Raw genomic sequence first — 18,310 nt, forward strand, 5'->3', positions numbered from 1 at the left:
ACCCCAAAGGACGTGAATACGGTGCCGCGACAGCAACAGATCCACATCGTTACCCCACCTCAAAACGAAAAAGGAATCCCATCATGACAACGAGGGAACAAGTGGCTGCTGTAGCAGCCACTTACGTACTCGTTCCCGACAAAGGTGGATGATCGGCATGTCTTTGTGGGTTTCAGGGGGTGCGGTGGGGTGGGTTCTGCTCAGGACGGGGTGGTGAGTGGGAGGCGGGCCACCGTCAGGATCGTGCGGAAGGGCTCGGTGATCATCCCGTCGGGGAAGGCCTTCAGCAGGGAGCGCCGTTCGGCGTCCAGGAAGTCCTCCAGCCGGTCCCCGATCGCCTGGACGTACGACTTCGAGCGCAGCCACAGCTCGTACCGGTCCAGCGGGAGCGTCCGGCCCCAGTGGCCGGAAACCGTCACGACCTCGGTGAACAGGCCCGTCCAGCGCAGTTCGTCCGCCCAGGGGCGGGTGCGGTAGTCGCGCCGGTAGCCGGGGCTCATCGCCTCCAGACGCCGCTGCTGACGCTCCCACCAGCGCAGGTCCTCGCCGTCGACGTCGTTCCACCAGACCGCGAGCGCGCCGCCGGGGCGCAGCACCCGGGCCGCCTCGGCCGCGGCCACCGGCACCCGCACCCAGTGCCACGCCTGGGCGTAGCAGACAAGGTCCGCCACGGCGTCGGAGAACGGAAGCGCCTCGCCGTCGGCGCGCACCACGCCGATCCCGGGGGTGCGCTCCCGCAGCCGGCCGAGCATGCCCGGGCTGTGGTCCACCGGGATCACCCGGGCGCCGCGCGCGAGCAGGTCCCGGGTGGCTATACCCGTCCCGGCGCCGACCTCGAGGATGTCCGCGCCGGCCAGCTCACGCCCGGCCAGCCAGGCCAGATCCCGGAACAGCTGATCGGGATAGGACGGCCGGGCGGCGTCATAGGCGTCCACCATCGGGTCGAAAAGCGATCTGGCGCTCATTACCGCATGGTGGCACCGTCGTGCGGGCCGGATACGGCTGTTTACCGCTGTTCGTCTCGATACCCCGCCGGTATCGTCACGTCACCGGTACTGCCCCTCCACCGGCATCGCACCGGTATCACCCGCTCCACCGGTATCACCGGCCGGCCCGGCGACAATGCCCGGACCAGGGCCATGACGTCAGGGCAGGCGGCCGGCCGCGGTGACGGGGGCGGCGGCGAGGTTGAGGCGGGTGAACGCCAGGGCCTCGGCGAGGTCGGCCTCCCGCTGCGCTCTCGACTCCGCGCGGCGCGTGTTGATCTCCACGACCACCGTCCCGTCGAAGCCCCGGGCCGCGAGCCGTTCCAGCAGGTCGGCGCATGGCTGGTTGCCGCGGCCGGGCACCAGGTGCTCGTCCTTGGCCAGGCCGACCCCGTCGGCCATGTGCACGTGGACCAGCCGGTCGCCCAGCTCGTCGGCCATGGCGAGCGCGTCGGAACGGGACACGCTGGTGTGTGACAGGTCCAGGGTGACGTGCCGGTAGTCGTCGTCCACGGGCGACCAGTTCGGCGCGTACGCGGACACCTCCCGCCCCCGGGCCCGCAACGGGAACATGTTCTCGACGGCGAAGCGGATGTCCGTCTCGTTCGCCATCCGTTCGATGCCCTCGATGAAGTCGCGGGCGTAGTCACGCTGCCACCGGAACGGCGGGTGGACGACGACGGTCGGTGCCCGCAACGTCTCCGCGACGGCGCGGGCCCGTTGCAGCTTCGCCCACGGCTCGACCCCCCAGACACGCTGGGTGAGCAACAGGCACGGGGAGTGGATCGCCAGGATCGGAATGCCGTGATAGTCGGCAAGCCGCCGCAGAGCTTCCGGATCCTGGCTCACCGGATCCGTCCACACCATGATCTCTACGCCGTCGTAGCCAAGCCGGGCAGCCATCTCGAAAGCCGCCGCCGTCGACTCCGGATACGTCGACGCGGTCGACAGAGCCACTCTGGCCGAGGGCACCCGTGCGATGGCACGCCCACCGCCACGCGGTGCGAGCCGGGCCGGGTAGCCGGTGTCAGGGGAGAGAACAGCGGAATCCGCTGTCGGCCGCCACAAATCTGGGCCACGGTTGTCCGCGACCTCGGCGTCCCCGAGCCGCGGCGCTGGGGTCTGCGCCTCGGACATCCCTCAACAGTAGTGCCTGTGCGCGGCGATCGGCGCCCGACTCGGAGCACCGAGACAGCAGACCGGTTACCGAACGAAGTCGCACAGGGACTACATGGAGACCACACAGAGATCGCACAGGGACCGGACGGGGCTCACATGAAGATCATTTGGAGGGCTGTTCGAAGGTCACGCGGAGGTCAGCCAGTCCAGCCTGCGCAGAATGATGCCCTCCCGCAGCGCCCACGGGCAGATCTCGACCTCATCCAGGTTCAGCAGGTCGAGGGCTTCGTCGGCGACCACGGACCCGGCGGCCAGCTGGCCCGCGCGGTCGGCCGACACCCCGGGCAGGTCGCACCGTTCGGCGGCGGACAGCCGGCACAGCCGCGCGGACATCTCGCGCAGCGCGTCCCGGCGCAGGACCCGGCGGACGTACGGGCCGCGGCTGTAGGGCTCCGCGCCGGCGATCCGGGCCAGCGACCTGAAGGTTTTCGACGTCGCCACCGCCCGCGTGGGCTCGCCGACCACGTACAGCCGGGAGACCACCGGGGCGATGTGCGCCCGGACGTAGCGCCGCAGGGCCGTCACCTCGGAGCGTTTCGGCGGGTCGTTGGCGAACCAGTCCCGGGTGAGCCGGCTGGCCCCCAACGGCAGGGAGGACACGACGTCGGGGTCCTCGTGCATCCCGGCCGCGATCTCCAGGGAGCCGCCGCCGATGTCGAGCGCGAGCAGCCGGCCGGCGCTCCAGCCGAACCAGCGCCGCACCGCCAGAAAGGTCAGCCGGGCCTCGTCCTGCCCCGGCAGGACCGCGAGCGCGACCCCGCTGGCGGTCCGCAGACGAGCCAGGACGTCCTCACTGTTGGTAGCGTCCCGCAGCGCGGAAGTGGCGAACGCCACAAGATCGTCCACGCCGAGCTCGTCGGCACGCGCACTCATGTCGATGATGCAGCCGGTCAGGATCCGCTCCCCCTCGGCGGAGAGCGCTCCGTCACCGTCGAGGAGCTCGACCAGCCGCAGCGGGACCTTCATGCTGGCGGCCGGCAGCGGCTGGCCGCCGACATGGGCGTCCACCACCAGCAGGTGCACGGTGTTCGAGCCGATATCGATCACACCGAGGCGCATCCGGCCGGAAACCGGCGGGACGGCGACGTGCGGGGCGGCCTGGTGGGGCAGGGCCTCCTGGCCCACCTCCTGGCCATCGCCGAGGGGGGCCGGCACGGGCAGCGTCACGGGCGGGTCACCGGCCCCGGGCCGGGCGGCGGCGGGGATCTCCACGGCGGCGGTCTCGGCCACGGGCTTCAGTGACATCGGACACACGATAGGCCCACCCGCACGGCAACCGACAACCCAGCCGGGCCGGCCGGGCCGGCGAGGTCATCCGAATCGGCCAGACCGGCCAGATCGGGCAGGACGGAAACAGTTGGCAGACCGGACAGCGGACGAAGAGCGCATGCCCCCCTCGCCGCGTGGCCAAACTTCACGCATCCACTCCCGGTCGTGCATCGAGCCGGCCACGGCCGGCCGGCACCAGCGCCCAGCGAACCAGGCCACCGGTATCCGGCGAACAACACGCCCGGCGGACCACCATGACAGCGACGGCTAACCACCATGACAGTGATCAGGTACGCACAGCGACCAGGCCGGGCGGAGCCCTCACCCGACCAACGTACACAAGTGATCGCCACTGTCGGGCCGAAACGCCGATCAAAGAACCGAATCGTCACAGAAAGATCACGATCACGCCACCGGAGAGAATCCACCGGAGAGAACAGGGCCGCCGGAGACGCCGTGCCACCGGGGGCGCCGCCGGCGTCAGGGCTCGAACTTGTACCCCAGGCCCCGCACGGTCACCAGGTGGCGTGGGTTCCCGGGCTCGTCCTCGATCTTGGTGCGCAGACGCTTGACGTGGACGTCGAGGGTCTTGGTGTCCCCGACGTAGTCCGAGCCCCAGACCCGGTCGATCAGCTGGCCGCGGGTGAGGACCCGGCCGGCGTTGCGCAGGAACATCTCCAGCAGCTCGAACTCCTTCAGCGGCAGCGGGACGGAGGTGCCGGCGACCGTGACCACATGGCGTTCGACGTCCATCCGCACCGGACCGGCCTCCAGCGTCGCCGTGACGTGTTCGTCGACCTCGCCGCGGCGGCGCAGCACCGCGCGGATACGGGCGACCAGCTCACGGGCGGAGAACGGCTTGGTGACGTAGTCGTCCGCGCCGAGCTCCAGGCCGACGACCTTGTCTATCTCGCTGTCGCGGGCGGTTAACATGATCACCGGGACGGTCGACCGCTGCCGCAGCGCACGGCAGACCTCCGTCCCGGACAGGCCCGGCAGCATCAGGTCCAGCAGGACGAGATCGGCGCCGTGCCGCTCGAACTCGGTCAGCGCGGCCGGCCCGTCGGCGGCTACCGCGACGTCGAAACCCTCCCGTTCCAGCATGAACGACAACGCGTCCGAGAACGACTCCTCGTCCTCCACGACCAGCAGGCGGGTCACGCGTCACACTCCTTCGTCATCCGTCCGTCATCCGGGTGTCGGTCCGTCGGCCGTCATTCGTCGGTCAGTCGCCGTTGTCGCGCCTGTGCTCGGCGCCGGCATCGGCATCGGTGTCGATGCCGGCGCCGGTGTCGATCTCGGTGTCGATCTCGGTGTCGATCTCGGTGTCAGCATCGTCATCGGTATCGGCCAGCAGCAGCGGCAGTCTGATCGTGAACGTCGACCCGGCCCCCTCGGAGCTCCACACGCTCACACTTCCCCCGTGGTTGGTCGCGACATGCTTCACGATCGCCAGGCCCAGCCCGGTACCGCCGGTCGTGCGGGACCGCGCCGGGTCCGCCCGGTAGAAGCGCTCGAACACCCGCTCCAGGTCCTTCTCGGCGATGCCGATGCCCTCGTCGGCGACCGAGAGCTCCACGGTGTCACCGGCGCGCCGGACACCGACGACGACACGGGTCCCCGGCGGGGAGTAGGTGACCGCGTTGTTCAGCAGGTTCGCCAGCGCGGTGACCAGCTGTCCCTCGTCCCCGCTGACCACGAAGTCGCTGTCGCCGATCACCGCAACGATGATCTCCTGGGCGGCGGCGGCCAGCCGGGTGCGGTCGAGCGCTTCGGCCACCACCACCGACACCTGCACCGGCTGGGGATCCGGCCGCGGGTCCGCGCCCTGCAGCCGGGACAGATCGATGATCTCCTGTACGAGGCGGGCCAGCCGGGCGGACTCGTGCGTCATCCGGGACGCGAACCGGCGGACGGCCGCCGGATCGTCACTGGCCGCGGCGACGGCTTCGGCCAGCACGTGCAGCGCGCCGACCGGGGTCTTCAGCTCGTGGCTGACGTTCGCCACGAAGTCCCGGCGGACCGCCTCCACCCGGCGGGCCTCGGTGAGATCGTCGAGGATCACCGCGACATGGCCGTCCGCGTCCAGCCGCGAGGTGCGGGCGCGTACGGCGAACGCCTCCTGGTCGGGACGGGGCCGGGTCAGCGGCGGTTCGGGGCGGGGCGGCAGGTCGAGCTGCTGGTCACGGTCGACGCCGTCGCCGCGGGTGCGGGCGGCCAGGTCGCTGAGCTCACCCAGGTCCAGCCGGCTGTCGACGATCACCCCCATGGCGTGGGCCGCCGGGTTGGCCAGCACCACCACGCCGTCGGCGTCCAGAACGATCAGCCCGGAGGGCAGGCCGTCGACAAGGCGCCGGACGAGCCGCGAGGGCAGCGCCGCGTGCGCGGCGGTCGGCGGGTTCGCGGCCGTCGCATCGCGGAACCGCCGCCGCGGGGACACCGCCGTACTGTCACCCGTCCGGATCGTGGGCGCACCCCGGCCCGGCGGCGCCTGAGCCGGCAGCGCCTGAGCCGGCGGCACCGCACCCGACGACGCCTGAGCCGGCGGCACCTGGGCCGGCGGCACCGCACCCGACGACGCCGCACCCGACGGCGTCTGGGCCGGCGGCGCCTGGGCCGATGCCGGTCGCGGGCCGGGACGCTCCCGGCCGGTGCGCGGCGTGGAGCCGACAGCATCCGAGCGGGTCCCGCCGGCGAAGAACCCGAAGCCGGAGAAACCGGAACGGCCGATGCCGGGCAGCCCGATGCCGGGCAGCCCGGAACCGGGGAGGCCGAAGCCGGCCTCCCGCTCGTCCGCGCCCTCGCCCACGGCCGAATGGTAGGTGGGCTGCGGGTGTATCCACCCAACCCGGTCCGATAGTCGTCAGGAGTTCACCCGGCCAACAGGATGTGTTCACCGTGGGGCGAGCACTGCCGACCATCGTTGATCGCGACAGGGTATGCGCGGCGTTCGGGGTCATATGTCCAGGAGCAATCGCTGTTCGCCCTCAACGTGTGACGCGCCGAAGAGCGGAACGGCGACTTTCCCACGGACAGCCGACGCCGGCTCGCAACGCCGGGAGCCGGCACGCGCATGGTCACCGTCCCGGCGAGCCGGGAACACGGCCGCCGTCCCGGTGACCAGCGAGATCCACGGCTTCCAGCAGCGCGAAAGAAACATGATCGTGCTCTGCCAGCCGTCCTGACCTCACCCTGTTGTGGTCCGATGGGCTGACAACCGCTACAGACACGAAGGAGCCGTCCGTGCGGGACGCCTTCCACGACGAGCTCGAGAGCATCAACTCCTCGCTCGTCGAGATGACCAACCTGGTCGCTTCAGCAATGGCGCGAGCGACGACCGCCCTTCTCGACGCAGATCTGCAGCTCGCCGAGGGCGTGATCACGGCTGACGAGACCGTGGACCTGCTACGCAACGAAATCGAGGAACGATCCTTCGACATAATGGCGCGCCAGCAGCCGGTCGCCACCGACCTGCGGACGATGGTCACCACGCTGCGTATCGTGGCTGACCTCGAACGCATGGGCGACCTCGCGCTGCACGTCGCCAAGGTGGCCCGCCGGCGCTACCCCGGCCGTGCCGTCCCACCGGAGCTGCACTCGACCCTGCTGGAGATGGGGCAGGTCGCGCAGCGCATCGTCGCCAAGGCGGGGTCGGTCATCGCCGGCCACGACGCGGCCCTGGCCAAGGAGCTGGAAAGCGACGACGACTCCATGGACGCCCTGCACCGCAAGCTCTTCCACGTCCTGCTGGAAACGGAATGGACCTACGGCATGGAGGCCGCGATCGACATCACCCTCTGTGGCCGCTACTACGAACGCTACGCCGACCACGCCGTCTCAGTAGCCCACCGGGTCATCTACCTGGTCACCGGCAAACGGGTCTGACCCGCCCGGAGCGGGACCAGCTACACGAACAGAGCGGTGACGTGGTTCCGCCCCTGCCGGGCCCGCGTTCCCCACGTCACGGCTCCGTTCGGCGCCGCCGAGCGCCCACCCGACCGGCGTTCGTTACTTCTTGCCCTGGGCGGCTACGGCGGCGGCGGCCCGGGCCGCTTCCTCCGGGTCGAGGTAGGACGAGGACAGGACGCGCAGGTCGTCATCCAGCTCGTAGCGCAGCGGGATGCCGGTGGGGATGTTCAGGGCGGCGATGTCGCCGTCGCCGATGCCGTCGAGGTGCTTGACCAGGGCGCGCAGCGAGTTGCCGTGGGCGGCGACGAGCACGGTCCTCCCGCGCCGCAGGTCCGGCACGATCGCGTCGTACCAGTACGGCAGTATCCGGGCCACCACGTCCTTGAGGCACTCGGTCGCCGGGATGAGGTCCGGCGGCAGGTCGGCGTAGCGCTCGTCCACACCGCTGACCTGCTTGGGGCCGATGGGCGGCGGCGGGGTGTCGTAGGAACGGCGCCACAGCGTGAACTTCTCCTCGCCGTACTCGGCGAGGGTCTCGGCCTTGTTCAGCCCCTGCAGGCCGCCGTAGTGCCGTTCGTTCAGGCGCCAGGAGCGGTGCACGGGGATCCACGTCCGGCCGGCCGTGTCGAGCGCGATCCAGGCGGTGCGGATCGCGCGCAGCAGCAACGACGTGTGCACCACGTCCGGGAGCGCACCGGCGTCGCGGAGCAGTTCACCGCCGCGGGCCGCCTCCTGGCGGCCCTTGTCGGAAAGGTCGACATCCACCCAGCCGGTGAACAGGTTTTCTCGGTTCCACGTGCTCTCGCCGTGGCGGAGCAGAACGAGCGTCGGCATGACTTCGATCCTGCCGCAACCCGTCGCCGCGATGCGGCTGGATCGGCCGTGGCGCACCCGTCCGGGGCACTTTCAGGGCCGCTCCGACCGCGACGCCCAGCCCTTCACCACCCCACACCGGTACCCCCGCCCCTGGCCGCCCGGCCCGAACCGGCCCGCTGGTGTTGCCCTCGTCCGCTGTCCTGGTTGTCGGCTTGGGTGTCAGTCGGTGGCCTTGGGATGGCCGGTACCGGCGTAGATCACCCACGCGGTCCGGTTCGAATCATCGATCAGATACCAGATGCGTCCGCCGCTGGTGACCTCATACTGCCAGCGTTCCAGCGTCTGGCCTTTGAACGTCGCGGTGCCGAGGGCGCCCTTGAGACGGTGGTGACGGTCCGGATTGCCGCGGATCCGCGGCAACGACCGGATTGTGTCGAAGGCGCGGCGCAGGTTGCCCGGGGCCTGGCGGGCGAGGTGTTCCCAGCCGTCGGCGGCCTCGTTGGTGGCGAAACAGATGTCGTACTCGCTGCTGGTGGGGGGTGGAGCGGCGCGGTCTTCCCGCTTCGGGCTCATTCGGTTGCGACGGCGGGTGGCTGGGGGACGGGGCCGAGGTCGCCGTCGGGTTCCCGGGTCAGGATCGCGTACAGGGCGGGGTCGGCGTGGATCTCGGCGCTGTGCCGCCACTGGGTGAGCAGGACGGCGACGGGAGCCAGCGTGTCCAGCGCCATCGCGCCGCGCGCGGTTGCGATGAGCTCGGTGAAAAAGGTGTCGACGTCCGCCGGCGGTAGGAACGTCGTCCAGGGCAACGCGTCTGGCAGCGCCTGCCGCAGAGCGGCAGCGTTCCCGGTGTGGATCAGGCTGGCGAGCATGCGGGTGGCGAAGTCGACCACGGCGGAGTCCTGTTCGAGTTGCTCCACTCGCATCAGCGCGAGGTCCGTCGCGTCGCGGCGGCGCAACCGGAGCGCGCGTACCTCGTCGAGCCGTCGGGCGGTTGCCGCCGGATGATGGAGGAGCTCGCTGAACGGGACTTCCTCGTAGGCCGCGCTCATGACATCCACACTAGCTCGGATGTCGCAACATCTTAAGATCGAATCATGGCCGCAACATCTCGGACCTTGCGGGCCACCCATCGATGACGCCCGACCGCCTTCCGCCCCATCGACGGTCCCGCCAGCGGCGTCGTGATAATCCGCAGCCGCCGCGTGGCATCCTGAGCCGTCCGACTGGGGACAAAAAGACCTCCGGGCGCTTCCATCGCCCATGGAAGGGACGACAGGTCGTCGGGACCAGCGACGACGCCCGGAGGTCCGGTGCCTGTCTGGTTCTCGCCGGTGCCGGTGCCCGCAGGTCACCCGGCAGGGGTGAGGACCACGAGACCGGCTTAGCGGACAGTCACCTCACGAGTCCGTTTATCACACAAAACTAGACCACCTCCCTTCTCGTGTACGGACAACGCTACGGGGGCCGGGTGGGCTCGGCAACCGCTTTTCCGCACCAACCGCCAAGCCGTCGCCGGCGACTCCTGAACACTTAAGGCGACTTATGTATAACAAAAAGTAATTATCGTCGGAGGGTCGCGACGGTGACACAGCAGGACACCGTCCGCACGATCGAAGATCCATCGGACGCGGCCTAAACTGTGTCCATGACGGTGGACGTCGCGAAAGGCCGGGAGAGCTGGCGGTGGCGTGAGGCTGCTGCCGCGCCGGTTGCCACCGCGTCACCGCGGGCCGAGGTCCCGGCGTCGTCAGCCTCGGGGTCGTCGTCAGCCCCGGAGCCGGTGGCGGACGGCACCTGGCAGACGCAGTTACGCTCCCGGGGCTACCGGCTCACCCCACAACGCCAGCTCGTCCTCGAAGCGGTCGCCCGGCTCGGCCACGCCACCCCCGAGGAGATCGTCACCGAGGTCCGCCGCACCGCGGGCGGGGTCAACATCTCCACGGTGTACCGCACCCTGGACCTGCTCGAGGAGCTCGACCTCGTCTCGCACGCCCACCTCGGTCACGGCGCGCCGACGTACCATGCGGCCGGCGTCGTCGAGCACGTCCATCTGGTGTGCGGCGGCTGCGGCACGGTGCGGGAGATCCCTTCGGACGTCCTGACCGACCTCGTCGCCCGGCTGCGCGACGACTTCGACTTCTCCGTGGACGTCAGTCACGTCGCACTTGCCGGCCGATGCGGGAACTGCGCGACCCCGGTCTCGGGTTGAACAGGCCATGACCGGACAGTCCATGACCACCGACCCGATCGCCACGCGCACGCCCGGCGGCCCGGACAGCCCGGACAGCCCGGACAGCCCGGACAGCCCGGACAGCCCGGACAGCCCGGACAGCCCGGACGACGGCTACCGTTCACCGCTGCTGGCCGTCGCCGGTGCCGTGCCCGCCACCGGGCCCGATCTCGGGGTCGCCGACCACTATGGGGATCCGCTGCGCGAGCAGCGCGCCGGCGAGCGCGGGGCAGTGGTCGTCGACCGCTCGCACCGCGGGGTGCTGCGCGTCACCGGTGTGGACAGGCTGTCCTGGCTGCACAGCATCACCTCCCAGCATCTCGCCGCGCTGCCGGCCATGCGGGGCAGCGAGGCGCTGGTGCTCTCCCCGCACGGCCACGTCGAACACCACCTGATGATCGCCGACGACGGGACGGCCAGCTGGCTCGACGTCGAGCCGGGCACCAGCGCCGCACTGCTCGCCTACCTGGAGTCGATGCGTTTCCTGCTGCGGGTCGAACCGGTCGACGTCCATGCCGACTATGCCGTGCTGTCGGTCATCGGCCCGGCCGCCGTGGACGTCGTGACCAGCGCGTTCGCCCCGCTCGACCCTCCGCTCCACCGGCCTGACCGCCACGATGTGACGGTGGGTTACGACGGTGACCTGCTGGCCCATGGTCTGTACCCGCTGGCCCGGGCCCTCGTCCGGCCGGCCGTCACATCACCAGCCGTAGTCGACGGCCCCGTGGCCGACAGCGCCGCGACGGACGGCCCGGGGGCCGGCCTCGAGGCGGGCGAGCAGGAGGATCCGGGCGGATCCGAGATCCTCGTCCGGGCGATGCCCGACGGTCTCGACCTGCTCGTCCCGCGCCGGACGCTGCGCGGGATGGTCGAGCGGCTCGTCTCCGCGGGCGCCTCCCTCGCCGGGGCCGGCGCGTTCGAGGCGGCGCGGGTCGCCGGCCGCCGGCCCCGCCTGGGCGCGGAGACCGACCACCGGACGATCCCGCACGAGGTCGGCTGGCTGGCCACCGCCGTCCACCTCGACAAGGGCTGCTACCGTGGTCAGGAGACCGTCGCCCGCGTGCACAACCTGGGACGCCCGCCCCGGCGCATGGTCCTGCTGCATCTGGACGGCACGACGGTCGCCCACGGCGCCCCGGTGCACAGCGGCGGCCGGGCGGTCGGGTTCGTGGGCACGTCCGTCGTACACGCGGAACTCGGCCCGATCGCGCTGGCGATCGTCAAACGGACCGTGCCCGACGACACCGCCCTGGTCGTCGTCGACCCGGAGGCGGGTGAGGTCGCGGCGTCCGTGGAGCCGGCGGGCGGGCCCGACCAGCCGACCCGCCCGGCCGGCCGTCTCGTCGGCTGACCCGAGCCCGGACCGTCCGTTCCGTGCGTCGCACCCTCGGCCGGGCCGCTCGCCTCGGCGAGGGCAGCCGTCCCCCGGGTGGGATAGGACGACAGGACACGGTCAGGCGGGACGAGCGAGGAGCTGATCCACCTCACGGACGTCCGGATGCGCCGCGTGCCGGCGCAGGGAGCGCCGGACATCCTCCGCCCGCCGTGCGTTGCGCTGCGAGCGGGTGGCCTCCAGGAACGGCGTCGCCTGGCGGACGAGCGCGCACCCGTGGTCGATGTTGCCCAGGTCGATCTGCACGGCCGCGCGGCGGAGCAGGTATGTCGCGTGGTCGCGGGCGCGGGCGACCGGGTGCACCGCGAGGGCGTGCGCCAGCCAGCGGTCCGCCTGCTGTGGCTGGCCGAGGTCGATGTAGCAGATCCCGAGCTGGGCCGCGTGGAATCCCTCGTCGAAGATGCCCGCCCAGGCCGGGTCGTGTGGGCTGGAACGGCCGGCCGCCGTTTCGGCCTGGGCCAGCGCGCGGAAGCACCCGGCCTGGTCGCCCAGTGCCGCGTACGCCCGGGCCAGCCTCATCTGGAACATCGCGCCGGCGCGTCCGCTGATGCCGCCGCTGCTCGTCACGGCCGCTTCGGCCAGCTCGAGGGCTTCCTTGGGACAGGCGAAGTCGACGCACTGCAACGACATGTTCTTCATGATGTTCGCACCGACCAGCCGGTCCCCGGCGGCGTGGGCGGCGTGCAGGGCCGCGATCCAGTAGCGTTGCGCGCTCGTGTGGTAGCCGGCGTCGAACGACGCCCACCCGGCGATCCGGGCGAGTTCGGCGGCGAGCAGCTGGAGGCTCGTCCCGATCTTCTCCGTGTACGAGCCCTTGGCGAGCAGGTCGGTGACCACTCGCAGCTCGGCGTCGACAAGCCGCCGGACGCCCTCCCCGCCGAGCCGGTCGTCCATCAGCCGTAACCCCGGGATGTTGTGCTCGATGCGGTGGACCACCTGTTCGTCCACCCGGCCGCCGTCCAGGGCGGCGGCGAGCCGGGTGGGCTCCAGGTTGAGCCACTCGCCGGCCAGGCTCGCCACACCCGCTCCGGTGATGGTGAGGAAGCCGCGGCGGTCGGTGAGGGCACCTTCGACAACATCGATCATTGATGTCACACTGCCTGCGCTGTTCCACGGGTAGTCGGTACGTACGACGTCACCGGTCGGCAGCCAGGCCGGCCAGGGATGGGACTCGATCTTCTGGGCCGAGACTCCCAGCTCGGTGGCGAGGGCAAGCTGGGAGACCCGGTCAGGCACGACACCCCGGTGTTCCCAGCGCCAGACCTTCTGACGTTCCGCCGCCATGTTGGCCACACCCAGGTCGCGTGCGCGGCGCGCCACCACCCGGGCCAGTCGCTGATAGGACCAGCCATGCTGCGCCCGGACGAACGCGAGCGGGTGAGCGCAGGCGCCGGCGCCCTCGGTCGACATCATCTGTCTCCTTCGAGTCGCATCTGGTGAGCAGCTAACAACGCTATGTGATGACATCTTCGCGACACAGTGACAAACAGGAAGCGATGCGTGCGCAAAAGACCACAGGAGGACAACGACATGCACCGTTTAACACCGATTGCACACGTGCTCACACGATGGCCGCGAATGCACCGCACAAAATCCCGCACAGGCCATTGACTGCTCATCAGCTTGCTGTTCAGCAAGATCCTGCAATCATGCTACCGCCGGTCGCGAGCCCCACAAGAGGCCGTACCACGGCGAGATCACACGGAGCGTCTCGAAATGCCTACTCCCCGTTCGCGATCTTATAAAAGAATGTAATAAATACAAAAAGAAACAGAATCGTGGACGGAGCGGGAGCGGAGCGACGGCAAAGCCGAAAAGCCGAACGCCCCGACGGGCAACGGCCGCATGGCGGCCACCGGCCGGACGGCCGTCAACCGAACGGCCACCGGCCCGATGAGCAGCAATCAAATGATCATCGGGCCGGTGGCCGCCGGTCACATAAGGTGGCCGCCGGTCACATGATGAGCGCCTCCGCCTGCTTCTGCAGTTCGGTCAGCGTGGCCGTCGGATTCGCGCCCGCCATGATCCTCGCGACCGCCTCGGATGCGAGGACGGGCACCTCACCGCCGCGCGGCCCCGACCAGTACGGCGCGTGGACGACCGAGTCGGTCATCGCGTTGAAGGGCACCACCTGCGGGTACCGCTGGTACAGCGAGACCAGCCGGTTGGCCGCCTCGATGTCGACCGGCAGGTAGCTGAGCACCGTCGCCCCGGCGGCCACCACGTCCGGCGCGAGCATCGCCATCATCAGCTCGGTGGCCATCTCGTTCTGGCAGCGGTCGGTGGCCAGCACCACGAGGCCGTTCCCACCGGCCACCGGATGCTGCGTACCACCCGGCAGGACGGGCAGCGGCGCCACGCCGAGCGGGAACGCGCCCCTGCCCTGGCGTTCGATGGTCTGTACCCCCGGCACCACCGAGCTGATGCTCGCGCCCACGATCGCGGACTTCCGGTTGAGGGCGAAGCGGACCATGGCGTCGGCCGGCGTGTTCGACTGGGGCCCGTAACCGCCGACCCTGGCCAGGAAGCTCGCGGTGTCGCGCGCCGCGGCACTGGTGAAGTCCGGCCGTCCCCCGGCGTTCTGGATGTTCGCGCCCTTCGACCCCGCGATGGTGTTGAAGAACCACTGCCCGAACTGGTCCGAAGCCGGCAGGTCGACCGGCTGGACGCCGGGCAGAGCCTGCCTGATCTTTTCGGCCGCGGCGAGCAGGCCGGTGGTGTCCTTCAGCGACCCCGGGTCCACCCCGGCCTGGGCGAGCATGTCGGCGTTGTAGAGCAGGACGGGCACGGAGACCTGCTGCGGGACAACGAACAGCTGCCTGCCCACCGACCCCAGCGTGGTGAACCGCTGGTCGTAGGAGGCGCGCAGCGACCGCGGCGACACCTCCTGGGCGTCGAGCCGTTCGACGAAGGTGGCCAGCAGGTCGAGCCCGGCCACCGCGAGGTCCGTGCTGCGCCCGGCGGCCGCGTCGGTACCGATCTGCTGGACGATCTGGGAATAGCTGGTCGCGGTGGACGTGATGTCGACCGTCAGGCCGGGGTGGGCCTTCTCCATGTATGCCTTGGCTGCCTTCGCGCTGTCGGTGAGCGGGCCGCTCGCGACCATCCGCAGCGTTCTGACCCTTGTGGCGCACTGGAGCGACGCCGTGGCCCCGTTCGCGTCGGACACGGCGACGGTGGCCGGGCGGGCCGGCGGGCGCGGGCCGGCTGCCGGCGACAGGCCGCCGGAACCGCCCACCCCACACGCGGCGATCGTGCATACGGCGGCGACGACAACGGCGAACCGTGTCGCCGGCGGAATCCGGATCAATTTTCTTCCTTTCAGGCTTTCACGCCCCGACGCCGCCGGTTCTGATATCGGTGCCGAGGCCGGTGCTGCCGACGGCCCGGGCGGCCGGCATCGGACCGGAATGAGCACGGTCGATTCCGCGCTACTCGTTCGCGGTACTCGGCGCGGCCGATGGCCGGGACGCGGGAACCGGCGGCGGGAACGCGGCCTGCGGGCCGGTGGGCCGCCGGGCCGCCCGCGGCGCCGGGGCCCGGCGAGACCTCGGCGTCCCCTGGGAGCACCGCGGACGCCGGGACCCCGCGGACGTCGGGACCCCTGCGGCCACTGAGGCCACTGAGGCCACTGAGGCCACTGAGGCCGCTGGCTGGGCCCGGCGCCGGGCGCCGTCGAGGGCGGCATCCCCGGGCACCGGCACCGCTGCCGGCCGCGCGGAACGTCGCGCGTGACGCGGCCCGGAAGGCTCGCCTGCCGGCGGCCGCCCATGGGCGGAGCCGCCGGCAGGCGCTCCCGCCGGCGGCCCCGGGCGGGTCTCGTCTGCTCGGTACACGGCTGGAATCCTGGTGGCCGGGAGAACATCTGTATACGACCGGGGCATGTCACCGCGGCCACACATATGACGGCCCGTTCAGAAAAACCGTGGTTGACGCCGGATTGCCGGCCAACGGCCCGCTGTCGTATTTCCGACAATGTTGAGGAAAGCACATCGGAAATTCGCCGGCCACGATTCCGTCCGGGGTGCGGCTTCCCCCGCGGGAGCGTTCCGCCCACCCTCGAGGCAGCGCCGGGAACGGCGGGCGGAGCGCTCCCCGGCACCGGGGACGGCACCACGGCCCGGCACCGAGAACGACACCGAGGCCCGGGACCGGGGACGGGCACCGGGGCGACCGGGGCGACCGGGGCGACCGGGGAAGATCCCGCCGCCCGCCGCCCCCGCCGCGACGCGGCTCCCCCCACCGGGACGACGCCCGACGGCCGACGGCGTCTCCCCGGCCTGCCAACGGCCAGCAGGATGTGCCCCATCCGCGCGATGCCTGTAAGAATGGCAGCTGACCTGACGCCGATCTTCGGGACCACGATGAGCGAGCGCAACAGCTCCGAATGGGGGCGTGTCGGCGACGACGGCACCGTGTACGTACGCACAACCACGGGTGAGCGCCCAGTCGGCTCCTGGCGGGCGGGCTCCCCGGCGGAGGGCCTTGCGCACTTCGCCCGGCGCTATGACGATCTGGCCGCCGAGGCCGCGCTGCTGGAGCAGCGGCTGGCCGTCCCCAGCGCCGACCCGACGGGGCTCGTCGCGAGCGCGCGGCGGCTGCTGGCCTCCCTCGACACCGCGGCGGTGGTCGGTGACCTGGACGCGCTCACCGCACGCCTGGGGTCGGTGCTGGAAGCGGCCGGCGAGCGTGGCGCGCGGCGCGAGGCCGAACGCGCCCAGCGGGCCGCCGCCGCGGTGGAGGCGAAGGAAGCGCTCGTCGCCGAGAGCGAACGCCTCGCGCGCAGCTCCGACTGGAAGACCGCCGGGGAACGGTTCCGTTCGATCGCCGTCGAGTTCCGGGCGGTCACGGGGGTGGACCGCCGTACCGACGCCGACCTGTGGAAGCGGGCCACCGCCGCGCGCGAGGAGTTCAACCAGCGCCGGACCGCTCACTTCGCCGCGCTCGACCAGCAGCGGGCCCAGTCCAGACAGCGCAAGGAAGCAATCGTGGCCGAGGCCGAGGCACTCGTCGACTCCACCGAATGGTCGGCCACCGGCGCCCACTACCGGGCGCTGATGAACCAGTGGAAGTCGGCCGGGCGGGCACCCAGGGACATCGAGGACGAGCTGTGGGCGCGTTTCCGTGCCGCGCAGGACGCCTTCTTCGCCCGGCGCAACGCCGCCAACGCCGAGCGGGACGCGCATCTGCGGGTGAACCAGGCCGCCAAGGAGCAGCTGCTCGCCGAGGCCGCCGCGCTCGACCTCGCCCGGCCCGACCAGGCGCTGCGCAGGCTGCGGCAGATCGAGGAACAGTGGGACATCATCGGGAAGGTGCCCCGGGACGCCGTCGGCGACCTCGAGCGACGGCTGTCCGCCGCCGGTGACCGCGTCCGGTCCGTGTCCGATGCCCAGTGGCGCCGGCGGGAGGCTGCCGAGTCCCCGTTCGTGACGACGCTGCGGGAGTCGGTCGCCAAACTGGAGGCGCGGCTGGAGCGTGCCCGGGCCCACGGGCGCGCGGACGAGGTGGCCGAGACCGAGTCGGCGCTAGCAACACAACGCGAGTGGCTAGCACACGCGACTCGCTGACCAGCGGGAAGGACTGGGCCGGCGAGACCGGCCGGTAGCCGGCTGACCGCCATCGCCCGGCGGCTGATCGACGGCTGACCGATCGACAGCTCGCCGATGCGCAACCAAAAGTAAAATGTTTGTTACTTATTGCGATCTCAGTGTGGCCACATGCGATCGTTCGCAACCCCTGAGACAAGTGTGAATACTCACAGTACTCATTGTGCTTAGCGCATCCGCAACATCGTTAATACCGTGAATAAACATCAAATCCCCGCGTGGGCCCACCTGTGCGCGCCGGAGGCACGGAAACCCTCGGGCCGGCCCGGGCGGAGGCGTCCCGGGCATTCCAGAATGCTTGCCAACTGCTTGCCACAGCTAGCAGTTGGCCGTACGATGCCAACCATCGGTTCAGCGACACGGCGAGTCCCGTGACCGTACGCATGGTTCGCCCGGTGAAGTCCGCCCGGCGGGCATGGTCCACCCGGCGCGCCGGCGCATACCTCAGACGAAAGGAGGCCGACACTGAACGTGCCGCCCCTGAACGTACGCGATCTCGGAGACTTCATCCGGGACCAGCGCAAGGCTGCACATATCTCGGTACGTCAGCTCGCCCGGCAGGCCGGCGTCAGCAATCCCTATCTGAGCCAGATCGAACGCGGCCTGCGCAAGCCGTCCGCCGAGATTCTGCAACAGATCGCCAAGGCGCTCCGGATCTCCGCGGAAGTGCTGTACGTGCAGGCCGGCATTCTCGACGAACGGGCGTCGGACAGCGATGTGACCGCGGCGGTCCTCGCCGACTCGACGCTCACCGAACGGCAGAAGCAGGTCATTGCCGAGATCTACGACGCGTTCCGGAAGGAGAACGCCGTATACGGGCTGACCGGCCGCCCGGCTCTGCCGGACAGCCTGCGGCGGGGCATATCCACCGCCACGCCCGCGGCGGCCCTTACCGGCTCCGCGTCCACCGCATCCACCGCTG

15 protein-coding genes are annotated in these 18,310 nt (G+C 70.8%); 5 read left to right on the forward strand and 10 right to left on the reverse strand.

The annotated features are described in order from the left end of the window. Positions 1 to 200: 200 nt before the first annotated feature. The 5 genes from AC5LSR_RS13430 to AC5LSR_RS13450 form a co-directional block, all read right to left on the reverse strand. Entirely contained in the window at positions 201 to 965 is a 765-nt protein-coding gene (locus tag AC5LSR_RS13430; protein ID WP_250281982.1) for a class I SAM-dependent methyltransferase, read from the reverse strand. Between the two features lie 180 nt (positions 966 to 1,145). Further along, positions 1,146 to 2,123, reverse strand: coding sequence for a sugar phosphate isomerase/epimerase family protein (locus tag AC5LSR_RS13435; protein WP_250281980.1), 978 nt, complete (start codon positions 2,121 to 2,123; stop codon positions 1,146 to 1,148). A gap of 168 nt (positions 2,124 to 2,291) precedes the next feature. Continuing rightward, positions 2,292 to 3,410, reverse strand: coding sequence for a Ppx/GppA family phosphatase (locus AC5LSR_RS13440; protein ID WP_493465350.1), 1,119 nt, complete (start codon positions 3,408 to 3,410; stop codon positions 2,292 to 2,294). 504 nt (positions 3,411 to 3,914) lie between these two features. Next, a complete protein-coding gene (locus tag AC5LSR_RS13445; RefSeq protein ID WP_250281976.1) occupies positions 3,915 to 4,595 on the reverse strand; it encodes a response regulator in 681 nt (226 codons plus the stop codon). Between the two features lie 64 nt (positions 4,596 to 4,659). Further along, positions 4,660 to 5,898, reverse strand: coding sequence for a sensor histidine kinase (locus tag AC5LSR_RS13450; protein WP_445548635.1), 1,239 nt, complete (start codon positions 5,896 to 5,898; stop codon positions 4,660 to 4,662). Positions 5,899 to 6,677: 779 nt separating this feature from the next. Here AC5LSR_RS13450 and phoU point away from each other — a divergent pair. After that, entirely contained in the window at positions 6,678 to 7,319 is a 642-nt protein-coding gene (gene phoU, locus AC5LSR_RS13455) for a phosphate signaling complex protein PhoU (RefSeq protein WP_250281972.1), read from the forward strand. Between the two features lie 123 nt (positions 7,320 to 7,442). Here phoU and AC5LSR_RS13460 read toward each other — a convergent pair whose 3' ends face one another. From AC5LSR_RS13460 to AC5LSR_RS13470, 3 genes are all read right to left on the reverse strand, one after another. Continuing rightward, a complete protein-coding gene (locus tag AC5LSR_RS13460) occupies positions 7,443 to 8,177 on the reverse strand; it encodes a phosphoglyceromutase (RefSeq protein WP_250281970.1) in 735 nt (244 codons plus the stop codon). Between the two features lie 201 nt (positions 8,178 to 8,378). Beyond that, positions 8,379 to 8,732, reverse strand: coding sequence for a hypothetical protein (locus AC5LSR_RS13465; protein ID WP_250281967.1), 354 nt, complete (start codon positions 8,730 to 8,732; stop codon positions 8,379 to 8,381). Further along, positions 8,729 to 9,208, reverse strand: a complete 480-nt coding sequence (locus AC5LSR_RS13470; RefSeq protein ID WP_250281965.1) for a hypothetical protein — start codon at positions 9,206 to 9,208, stop codon at positions 8,729 to 8,731. Before AC5LSR_RS13470 ends, AC5LSR_RS13465 begins: the two co-directional genes overlap by 4 nt. Positions 9,209 to 9,804: 596 nt before the next feature. On the opposite strand from AC5LSR_RS13470, the gene AC5LSR_RS13475 reads away from it, so the two are divergent. Beyond that, the gene (locus tag AC5LSR_RS13475) at positions 9,805 to 10,368 is read left to right on the forward strand and encodes a Fur family transcriptional regulator (protein ID WP_250282002.1); all 564 of its coding nucleotides are present in this window, start codon (positions 9,805 to 9,807) and stop codon (positions 10,366 to 10,368) included. A gap of 7 nt (positions 10,369 to 10,375) precedes the next feature. Beyond that, positions 10,376 to 11,740, forward strand: coding sequence for a CAF17-like 4Fe-4S cluster assembly/insertion protein YgfZ (gene ygfZ, locus AC5LSR_RS13480; protein WP_250292603.1), 1,365 nt, complete (start codon positions 10,376 to 10,378; stop codon positions 11,738 to 11,740). A gap of 102 nt (positions 11,741 to 11,842) precedes the next feature. On the opposite strand, the gene AC5LSR_RS13485 is transcribed toward ygfZ, so the two are convergent. Beyond that, positions 11,843 to 13,192, reverse strand: coding sequence for an NsdA family TPR-like regulatory protein (locus AC5LSR_RS13485; RefSeq protein ID WP_250282001.1), 1,350 nt, complete (start codon positions 13,190 to 13,192; stop codon positions 11,843 to 11,845). 544 nt (positions 13,193 to 13,736) lie between these two features. Further along, positions 13,737 to 15,092 (reverse strand): extracellular solute-binding protein, encoded by a 1,356-nt coding sequence (locus AC5LSR_RS13490; protein ID WP_250281961.1) that lies wholly within the window; start codon positions 15,090 to 15,092, stop codon positions 13,737 to 13,739. 1,018 nt (positions 15,093 to 16,110) lie between these two features. Between AC5LSR_RS13490 and AC5LSR_RS13495 the strand changes: the two genes are divergently transcribed. Both AC5LSR_RS13495 and AC5LSR_RS13500 read left to right on the forward strand, forming a co-directional pair. After that, positions 16,111 to 17,349, forward strand: coding sequence for a DUF349 domain-containing protein (locus AC5LSR_RS13495; protein WP_250281959.1), 1,239 nt, complete (start codon positions 16,111 to 16,113; stop codon positions 17,347 to 17,349). 510 nt (positions 17,350 to 17,859) lie between these two features. Beyond that, on the forward strand, positions 17,860 to 18,310 hold a 451-nt coding region (locus tag AC5LSR_RS13500), incomplete at its 3' end, for a helix-turn-helix domain-containing protein (protein ID WP_493468522.1).

It is taken from the genome of Protofrankia sp. CiP1_Cm_nod4 (genome assembly GCF_982290645.1).

Bases quoted from the DNA above. Each gene is read 5' to 3' on its own strand.
- AC5LSR_RS13495 (WP_250281959.1), top strand. From the start codon at position 16,111: ATGGCAGCTGACCTGACGCCGATCTTCGGGACCACGATGAGCGAGCGC.
- ygfZ (WP_250292603.1), top strand. From the start codon at position 10,376: ATGACCGGACAGTCCATGACCACCGACCCGATCGCCACGCGCACGCCC.
- AC5LSR_RS13460 (WP_250281970.1), bottom strand. From the start codon at position 8,177: ATGCCGACGCTCGTTCTGCTCCGCCACGGCGAGAGCACGTGGAACCGA.
- AC5LSR_RS13430 (WP_250281982.1), bottom strand. From the start codon at position 965: ATGAGCGCCAGATCGCTTTTCGACCCGATGGTGGACGCCTATGACGCC.
- AC5LSR_RS13475 (WP_250282002.1), top strand. From the start codon at position 9,805: ATGACGGTGGACGTCGCGAAAGGCCGGGAGAGCTGGCGGTGGCGTGAG.
- AC5LSR_RS13440 (WP_493465350.1), bottom strand. From the start codon at position 3,410: ATGTCACTGAAGCCCGTGGCCGAGACCGCCGCCGTGGAGATCCCCGCC.
- AC5LSR_RS13470 (WP_250281965.1), bottom strand. From the start codon at position 9,208: ATGAGCGCGGCCTACGAGGAAGTCCCGTTCAGCGAGCTCCTCCATCAT.
- AC5LSR_RS13435 (WP_250281980.1), bottom strand. From the start codon at position 2,123: ATGTCCGAGGCGCAGACCCCAGCGCCGCGGCTCGGGGACGCCGAGGTC.
- AC5LSR_RS13465 (WP_250281967.1), bottom strand. From the start codon at position 8,732: ATGAGCCCGAAGCGGGAAGACCGCGCCGCTCCACCCCCCACCAGCAGC.
- AC5LSR_RS13485 (WP_250282001.1), bottom strand. From the start codon at position 13,192: ATGTCGACCGAGGGCGCCGGCGCCTGCGCTCACCCGCTCGCGTTCGTC.